Source organism: Devosia sp. (genome assembly GCF_041917035.1).
GTDB lineage: Bacteria > Pseudomonadota > Alphaproteobacteria > Rhizobiales > Devosiaceae > Devosia_A.
Window position 1 is genome coordinate 64,641 of sequence record NZ_JAYRYM010000002.1, and the last position, 7,737, is coordinate 72,377.

The 7,737-nt window shown below is 66.9% G+C and carries 8 protein-coding genes and 1 pseudogene; 3 read left to right on the forward strand and 6 right to left on the reverse strand.

Features of this window, described 5'->3' with window-relative positions:
- Positions 1 to 425: 425 nt before the first annotated feature.
- Genes gatB through ACE3TU_RS00925 form a run of 3 tightly spaced genes read right to left on the reverse strand, consistent with a single transcriptional unit; the run spans position 426 to position 2,793 of the window.
- The gene (gatB, locus tag ACE3TU_RS00915) at positions 426 to 1,922 is read right to left on the reverse strand and encodes an Asp-tRNA(Asn)/Glu-tRNA(Gln) amidotransferase subunit GatB (protein ID WP_374618989.1); all 1,497 of its coding nucleotides are present in this window, start codon (positions 1,920 to 1,922) and stop codon (positions 426 to 428) included.
- Positions 1,923 to 1,927: 5 nt separating this feature from the next.
- Complete coding sequence (locus ACE3TU_RS00920; protein ID WP_374618992.1) at positions 1,928 to 2,455, reverse strand: N-acetyltransferase family protein; 528 nt, start codon at positions 2,453 to 2,455, stop codon at positions 1,928 to 1,930.
- A gap of 29 nt (positions 2,456 to 2,484) precedes the next feature.
- Complete coding sequence (locus tag ACE3TU_RS00925; RefSeq protein WP_374618994.1) at positions 2,485 to 2,793, reverse strand: chorismate mutase; 309 nt, start codon at positions 2,791 to 2,793, stop codon at positions 2,485 to 2,487.
- Positions 2,794 to 3,093: 300 nt separating this feature from the next.
- On the opposite strand from ACE3TU_RS00925, the gene ACE3TU_RS00930 reads away from it, so the two are divergent.
- The 3 genes from ACE3TU_RS00930 to ACE3TU_RS00940 all read left to right on the forward strand — a co-directional run bounded on the left by ACE3TU_RS00930 (position 3,094) and on the right by ACE3TU_RS00940 (position 5,534).
- On the forward strand, positions 3,094 to 3,348 hold the full coding sequence (locus ACE3TU_RS00930; RefSeq protein WP_374618997.1) for a YjhX family toxin: 255 nt from the start codon (positions 3,094 to 3,096) through the stop codon (positions 3,346 to 3,348).
- Positions 3,349 to 3,438: 90 nt separating this feature from the next.
- Complete coding sequence (dinB, locus tag ACE3TU_RS00935) at positions 3,439 to 4,686, forward strand: DNA polymerase IV (protein WP_374619000.1); 1,248 nt, start codon at positions 3,439 to 3,441, stop codon at positions 4,684 to 4,686.
- Positions 4,687 to 4,796: 110 nt separating this feature from the next.
- Positions 4,797 to 5,534, forward strand: coding sequence for a methyltransferase domain-containing protein (locus ACE3TU_RS00940; protein ID WP_374619003.1), 738 nt, complete (start codon positions 4,797 to 4,799; stop codon positions 5,532 to 5,534).
- Here ACE3TU_RS00940 and ACE3TU_RS00945 read toward each other — a convergent pair whose 3' ends face one another.
- The 3 genes and pseudogenes from ACE3TU_RS00945 to ACE3TU_RS00955 all read right to left on the reverse strand — a co-directional run.
- The gene (locus tag ACE3TU_RS00945) at positions 5,535 to 5,849 is read right to left on the reverse strand and encodes a hypothetical protein (RefSeq protein WP_374619005.1); all 315 of its coding nucleotides are present in this window, start codon (positions 5,847 to 5,849) and stop codon (positions 5,535 to 5,537) included.
- Between the two features lie 115 nt (positions 5,850 to 5,964).
- Positions 5,965 to 7,449, reverse strand: a complete 1,485-nt coding sequence (gene gatA / locus ACE3TU_RS00950) for an Asp-tRNA(Asn)/Glu-tRNA(Gln) amidotransferase subunit GatA (RefSeq protein ID WP_374619008.1) — start codon at positions 7,447 to 7,449, stop codon at positions 5,965 to 5,967.
- Positions 7,450 to 7,517: 68 nt separating this feature from the next.
- Positions 7,518 to 7,737: pseudogene (locus ACE3TU_RS00955) on the reverse strand (N-acetyltransferase); the annotation flags it as partial.

Here is a 7,737-nt window from a genome sequence, read left to right on the forward strand (position 1 = left end):
TAGCTTAGTCGTCTTTTGGGTGGTTCGGGAGCCAGCTGTCGGGCACGTGAGTAATCAGGCGCGCAGTTTCCAAGAACAATGAGGCCGCAAGGTCGATTTGTTCAAGTGGCAACCGATCCACACTGACGTCCGGCATTGCTCGGCCGACCACGCGCCTCCGATGTAGTATCAGAAACGCGGTCCCAGTGGGCGGCTCGACCACGGCAAGGCTGACCGCATCGCCCCTTGCCGACTTGTGGCTGATGTAGCTGTCCCGCTTCCATCCCTTCTGCACCACTAGCCCGCCGCGGCGCTGGACTCCTTCCCGAAGCAAAGGGTGACGCGGGAGGTCTGATTCCATGAGTCGATCGTAAATAGCCTCAAGTTTCTTCTCTGCTTCTTCGGGTGTCATCTTGGCCCCAGCCGACATTTTCAATACAGAACAGCTACAATCCCAGCTTCTTCTTCAGCAGCTCGTTCAGCGCCTGCGGGTTGGCCTTGCCGCCCGAGGCCTTCATCGCCTGGCCGACGAACCAACCGAGCATGGTCGGCTTGGCCTTCACCGCCGCCACCTGCCCCGGGTTCGCCGCGATGATCTCGTCGATCACCTTCTCGATGGCGCCCAGGTCGGTGACCTGCTTCATGCCGCGCCGCTCGACGATCTCGGCCGGCTCGCCCTCCGGCTCCTCGGCGATGATGATCTGCAGCAGGTCCTTGGCGCCCTTCGACGAGATCGTCCCGGCCGCCACGAGATCGACGATGCCGGCGATCTGGCCCGGCTTGATATGCGTCTCAAACGCCGACAGCCCCTGGCTGTTGGCATAGGCGGCGATGTCGCCGGTGACGAGGTTCGCCACCGCCTTGCCGTCGCGCCTGCCGCCGCCGAACTTCACCGCGGCCTCGTAATAGTCGGCCGTCTCGCGCTCCAGCGTCAGCACCATCGCGTCGTAGGGCGTCACGCCGTACTCGGCGATGAAGCGCGCCTGCTTGTCGTCCGGCAGTTCCGGCAGGTGCTGCGCCAGGTCGTCGACGAAGGACTGGTCGAACTCGAGCGGCAAGAGGTCCGGATCGGGGAAGTAGCGATAGTCGTGCGCTTCTTCCTTGGACCGCATCGAGCGGGTCTCGCCGGTCTTGGGGTCGTAGAGCCGCGTCTCCTGGTCGATCGCGCCGCCCGCCTCGAGGATGTCGATCTGCCGCCGCGCCTCGAATTCGATCGCCTGCCCGGCAAAGCGGATCGAGTTGACGTTCTTGATCTCGCAGCGCGTGCCGAATGCGCCGGCGGGCTTCCTGACCGACACGTTGATGTCGGCCCGCATCGAGCCCTGCTCCATGTTGCCGTCGCAGGTGCCGAGGTAGCGCAGGATGGTGCGCAGCTTCGACAGATACGCCTTCGCCTCGTCCGAGTTGCGCAGGTCGGGCTTGGAGACGATCTCCATCAGCGCCACGCCCGAGCGGTTGAGGTCGACGAAGCTCATGTTCGGATGCTGGTCGTGGATAGACTTGCCGGCATCCTGCTCGAGGTGCAGCCGCTCGATGCCGATCTCGATGCGCCCGTCCGGCATGTCGAGGAACACCGAGCCCTCGCCGACGATGGGATCCTTGAACTGGCTGATCTGGTAGCCCTGCGGCAGGTCCGGGTAGAAGTAGTTCTTCCGGTCGAAGATCGAGCGCTTGTTGATCTGCGCCTTGAGCCCCAGCCCGGTCCGCACCGCCTGCCGCACGCACTCCTCGTTGATCACCGGCAGCATGCCGGGCATGGCCGCATCGACGAAGCTCACATTGGCATTGGGCGGCGAACCGAACTCGGTCGAGGAGCCGCTGAACAGCTTGCTTTCCGACGTCACCTGGGCATGCACCTCCATGCCGATGACGATCTCCCAGTCGCCGGTCGCGCCCTTGATGAAGCTCCTGGGGTTTGGAGTGCGGGTATCGATGATGGTCAAGTCGGCTATTCCTGTTCCTTGTCGGTCACGGGACCGCGATAGGGGTTCAGGCTCTTTTCGAGCCGGATGCTGGTCTGCGGGTCAGGGCCGCCGGGCCCCTCGTGCTTCAGCACCAGGATGCGGTAGCCCTGGTGCTGGTAGAAGTTGACGGCGCGCACGTTGTCGCTGAGCGTGTCGAGCTGCACGCTGTCGGCGCCGGCCAGTTCGAGCAGGGACTCCATGCGCCTCAGCAGAAGGGTGCCGATGCCTTGGTTCTGCAGCACCGGCGTCACGAAGAGGTAGGGAATATACGCCCTGGAGCGCGCCCTCGCACACCAGCCGACCGCCATTCCGTCGAGTTCGGCGACAATGGTGCGGTCGAGCAGTTCGTGCACCGCCGCCCCCAGCCGCCGCCGCTCGACCTGCCGGCTGGCGGCCTCACCGGTGAGAAAGGGCCTGAGGTCGCGATCCCAGGCGAGATAGCCGATCTCGGCCAGCCGCTCGGCCTCGCTCGCCACCGCCTTGCGCATCAGCACGTCCGATGTTGTCGTCATGGCGGTGCACTCCTTCGCCGGGCGCGCGGCTACCCCTGGCGCTTGCGCGCGGCGATAATGCCCTTTTCGTAGTTGACGTTCCAGTTGATCAGCGTGCGCCAGATCAGCTCGGCCTGGTCCTCGTCGAGGTCGAGTTCCTCGGCGCGGCCGCGCTGCTTGCTGATGATCGCTTCGATGCGGGTGGGGTCGTAGGCCTCGTGCGGATCGGTCTTGATCTCGGCCATGCGCGTGACGTAGCGGTGCCGCTCGGCCAGCAGCACCAGCAGCCCCTGGTCGATGCGGTCGATCTCGGCGCGCACGTCTTCCTTCGTCATGCAGTCGGCGGGGGGCTTGGTCACGGTCGAACTCGGGCAGGTCTCGTCTGTTGCTGGTTTGCACCGTCGTGCCGCCGATTGCAACCGGCGCTGGCGCGGCGGCCGCACTTCCGCTATGCAGCGTCCGTTCAGCTACGGCGCCCGATCGCGGCGCCGTCGTCAGATGTCGGGGACGTCCCATGTCCAGCCTGCCGGAGATTGCGTAACCCCCCGTTCGCCCGGGCGCCACGGCGCCGGTGACGAAACGGGGTTGTTCAACCAGGCGGCCGCCACGCGCGATGCTGGCGGCGGCTCGTTGCTACGCATCCCAAGGCCTTCTGAAAGATGGATATTTCCCGCGAGGAACAGCGGGTACTGCATGCGCTTGCGCAGGGCGGTGCCATTCACGTCCACAAGTCCACAAACGGCAAGATCGTCGCCGTCGAGTGCTTCAACCGCGAGGGCTGGCTCATGCAGTGCAGCCTCGAGCTGTTCAGGAAGCTCAAGCGGCGAAGCGCGATAGCCTCCGCGGAGGGGCGCCCCTACCGGGTCACCCGCCGCGGCCTCGAACTGGTCCGCAGCGAGTTCGACAACCGCTGACGCCGCATGGCCGTCGTCCCCCGCGGGCGGCGGCCAATGCTTGACAACGCGACTTGTGTTCCTGTTATGTTCCATACATGGAGCCTGTCCATGACAGCTGTGGCAAACATCCTGCACGCCGATCTCGATGCCTTCTACGCATCGGTGGAGCAGTTGCTGAACCCCGACCTGCGCGGCAAGCCGATCGCCGTGGGCGGTGGGGTGGTCCTGGCCGCCTCCTATGAGGCGAAGGCCTTCGGCGTGCGCGGCGGCATGTCCGGACGCAAGGCCCGCGAGCTGTGCCCGCGGCTCATCTTTGTCGACGGACACTACGACGAGTACCAGCGTCTCGGCGATGCCGCGATCAAGGTGCTGGACGATTTCACCCCGCTGGTCGAGCGCATTTCGATCGACGAGGCGTTCGCCGATGTCTCCGGCACGGCCCACCTGTTCGGACCTCCGGGCGCCATCGCACGCGCCATCCGTCAGCGCGTCCGCGGCGAACTCGGCCTGCCCATCTCCATCGGCATTGCCCGGACCAAGCACCTCGCCAAGGTCGCCTCGCAGGTTGCCAAACCCGACGGGCTGATCGAGGTCGATCCGGCCAACGAGCTGACATTCCTTCATGATCTGCCGGTCGAGCTGATGTGGGGAGTCGGCCCGGTAACGCGCGGCAAACTCGAGGCCGAGGGCATCCGCACGATCGGTCAGCTCGCCAACACGCCGGGCCACTCGCTGCGCGGCCTGCTCGGGGAGGCCGCCGGGGACAAGCTGGGGGCCCTGGCCTGGAACCGGGATCCGCGCGAGATCGAGACGCGCCACCGGGCCCGCTCGGTCGGGGCCCAGTCGGCCCTCGGTCGCAGGCCCGCAACCGAGGCGACGTTCCGTCCGGCCCTGCTGCATCTTGCCGACCGCATCGGCTCGCGCCTGCGCGCCAAGTCGATTGCCGGTCGAACCATCACGGTTCGCATCCGCTTCGCCGACATGCGCGCCATCACGCGTTCCGTCACGCTGCCGGCACCGATCGCGGCGACGGTCCTGCTGGCGGAAGCGGCCGAGGAGCTGGTGCGCGGCGCCCTGTTCGAGCATCGCGAGGAGCGGGTCCTGACGCTCCTCGCCATCTCGGTTTCGCATGTCGAGCGCAGTCCCGAACTGCAGCTTGAGCTGGAGCTTGGGCTTGCCGACGAGAGATACCGCCCGGGCGCCCGCCGCGGCGCGGCGCGATGGGTCGCCGACAAGGCCGTGGACGCCGTGCGCAGCCGATTCGGCCGGGACGCCATCGCATATGGCCCCCTCGCGTTCGATCGCAGCGGCGCCGTCCCCGACGCTTTCCGCGAACTGGCCGAGAAGGAACTTTGAGCGCGGCCCGATCGGCACCACGTTCCCACGCCGCGCGATATGGCGTTGCCTGTGGCACAGGGCCGCGTTCTGCTTGCCGCCGACACCGACGATTCGAAAGGGGGTTCGCCATGGACCTTGACGGGATCTGGGACACCGAGGCGGCCGAGACCTACGACACGCCGGGCGCCGGGATGTTCGACCCGGTGCTGCTCGCGCAGACCACCGACCGGCTCGCGGCCCTCGCCGACGGCGGTTCGGTGCTCGAATTCGCCATCGGGACCGGTCGCATCGCCATCCCGTTGATCGAGAGAGGCATACCCGTATCGGGCATCGAGATGTCCGCGGCCATGCTCGACGTGCTGCGCCGCAAGGTGGATGCGGCCACGCTTCCGGTGGTCCTGGGCGACATGACCTCGGCCAGCGTGCCGGGGCGGTTCTCCGTCGTCGCGCTGGTCTTCAACGGCATCTCGAACGTTCTGACCCAGGACGCACAGATCGCCTGCTTCGAGAACGCTGCACGCCACCTGTCTCGGGGCGGCTGCCTTGTCATCGAGCTATGGGTACCGGACCTGCGCCGCCTGCCGCCCGGCAGCAAGGCCGCCGTCTTCGCGGCGGATACGGGCTATGTCGGTCTCGATACCATCGACGTGCTGGAGCAGATCGTGGTGTCGCACCACTTCCACTTCGACGATGGCCGGGAGGCGCGGCTGTTCCGTTCGCCGCACCGCTACGTCTGGCCGGCCGAACTCGACCTGATGGCGCGCCTCGCCGGCTTCACGCTGGAATCGCGCCATTCCGACTGGGCCGGTTCGCCCTTCACCGCGGAGTCACGCTCGCATGTCTCCGTCTATCGGCTGGCCGGATGATCAGTGGCGGGTGACGCCGCTCAGTTCGCGCGCCATATGCTCCCATTCGGCGGAGACGCTCGCCGTCGCCCGCCGCTTGCCGGCGCGCCGGTACCAGTAGTCGGCATTGCCCATGTCGGCTTCGACCCAGTGCAGCAGCGCATGCACCCAATCGAACTCGAACACGCCTTCCATGGTCTGGACGATGGCGTGGGCTTCTTCCCACTCCGGGCCGACCTTGAGCCCGCCCTTTTTCAGCCACCACAGGGCCTGCAGCGGCTTGGACAGGTCCTTGGGCGGGGCCGACCAGTCGAGAGTGGTGAACACGTCGGCCATGGAGCCAGTCCTCCGCAAGGGGGCCGCGGGCTTGCCGGGCAGGTCAACTAGTCTGAGTTTGCGCATGGGCGGGCAAATAGTGCCGAAACCGCCGACCTTCAAGCGTTTTCGAGTCTCACCACCAGCGCGCCGGACTGAAATCGATGGCGGCGCTGCGCTCGATCACCCGCCCGGCGGCGAACAGGGTCTCTTCGTCGAAGGGCTTGCCGATCAGCTGCAGCCCCAGCGGCAGGCCGGATTCGTCCTTGCCGGCAGGCACGGCGATGCCCGGCAGTCCCGCCATGTTCACCGTCACCGTGAAGACGTCGTTGAGATACATCTTGACCGGATCGGCCTTCATGTCCTCGTCGCCGATCCCGAAGGCGGCAGACGGGGTGGCCGGCGTCAGGATGGCGTCGATACCGTCGGCGAACGCCTGCTCGAAGTCGCGCTTGATCAGCGTCCTGACCTTCTGCGCCTGCACGTAGTAGGCGTCATAGTATCCCGCCGAGAGCACGTAGGTGCCGATCATGATCCGACGCTTGACCTCGCGGCCGAAGCCCGCCGCGCGGCTCAGCTCATAGAGGTCGGTGATGTCCTTGCCGGTCACCCGCAGCCCGTACTTCACCCCGTCATAGCGCGCGAGGTTCGACGAGGCCTCGGCCGGCGCCACGATGTAATAGGCCGGCAGCGCGTATTTGGTGTGCGGAAGCGAGATATCGCGAACCGTCGCGCCCTCCGCCTTCAGCCAGGCGATGCCCTGCTGCCAGAGCGCCTCGATCTCGTCGGGCATGCCGTCCATGCGATACTCGCGCGGAATGCCGATGGTCAGCCCCCTGACGCCGCGTTCCACGGCCGCGGCGAAGTCCGGCACCGCCCGTTCGGCGCTGGTCGAGTCCTTGGGGTCGAACCCGGCCATCGATGTCAGCATGATCGCCGCGTCCTCGACGGTGCGGGCGATCGGCCCGGCCTGGTCGAGGGAGGACGCGAAGGCGACGATACCCCAGCGCGAGCAGCGCCCATAGGTCGGCTTGATGCCGACGGTTCCGGTCAGCGCTGCCGGCTGCCGGATCGATCCACCGGTGTCGGTCGCCGTCGCCGCGGCACACAGCCACGCCGAAACCGCCGCCGCCGAACCGCCCGAGGAGCCACCCGGCACCAATTGCGCGTTGGAGCCTTCGGCGCGCCACGGGTTGATCACCGGCCCGTAATAGGACGTCTCGTTTGACGAGCCCATGGCGAACTCGTCCATGTTGAGCTTGCCCAGCATGACCGCGCCGTCCCGCCAGAGGTTGGACGTGACGCTCGATTCGTACTCCGGCTTGAACCCGTCGAGGATATGGCTCGCCGCCTGCGTGTGGACGCCCGTCGTGGCGAACAGGTCCTTGATGCCGAGCGGCACGCCCTCGAGCTTGCCCCCCTGCCCCTGCGCCAGCCGGGCATCGCTCTGCCGGGCCATCGCCATCGCCTGCTCACCGGTCACCGCGACATAGGCGTTGAGCCGAGGATTGGCCGCTTCGATCGCCGCGAGGTAAGCGCCGGTCAGTTCGGCTGAAGTGAAGGTCTTGGCCTCGAGCCCGTCTCGGGCGGCGGCAAGGGTCAGGCGGGTCAGATCGGTCAAGGTGCGGCTCGCAGCACAACGGCGGAGGGGTTGGACGTTCCTACAGAGGTGTGGCGATTATCGCAACATCACGCCGTCGCGGGGCCCTGCAGCCACTTTTCGAAGAAGGCCGAGTAGGCACTCTCGGGATAATCGAGAAAGGCGCCGCAGCGGGTGAATCCGGCCCCGACATAGAGCCGGTGCGCCGGCTCGAACCCGGCCACGCTGCCGGTCTCGAGCATCAGGTGCGAGATCCCCTTCTCGCGGGCGAGGCCGGTGATCGCCTCGAGCAGCGCCGCGCCGACGCGC

Bases quoted from the DNA above. Each gene is read 5' to 3' on its own strand.
- ACE3TU_RS00920 (WP_374618992.1), bottom strand. From the start codon at position 2,455: ATGACGACAACATCGGACGTGCTGATGCGCAAGGCGGTGGCGAGCGAG.
- ACE3TU_RS00930 (WP_374618997.1), top strand. From the start codon at position 3,094: ATGGATATTTCCCGCGAGGAACAGCGGGTACTGCATGCGCTTGCGCAG.
- dinB (WP_374619000.1), top strand. From the start codon at position 3,439: ATGACAGCTGTGGCAAACATCCTGCACGCCGATCTCGATGCCTTCTAC.
- ACE3TU_RS00940 (WP_374619003.1), top strand. From the start codon at position 4,797: ATGGACCTTGACGGGATCTGGGACACCGAGGCGGCCGAGACCTACGAC.
- ACE3TU_RS00945 (WP_374619005.1), bottom strand. From the start codon at position 5,849: ATGGCCGACGTGTTCACCACTCTCGACTGGTCGGCCCCGCCCAAGGAC.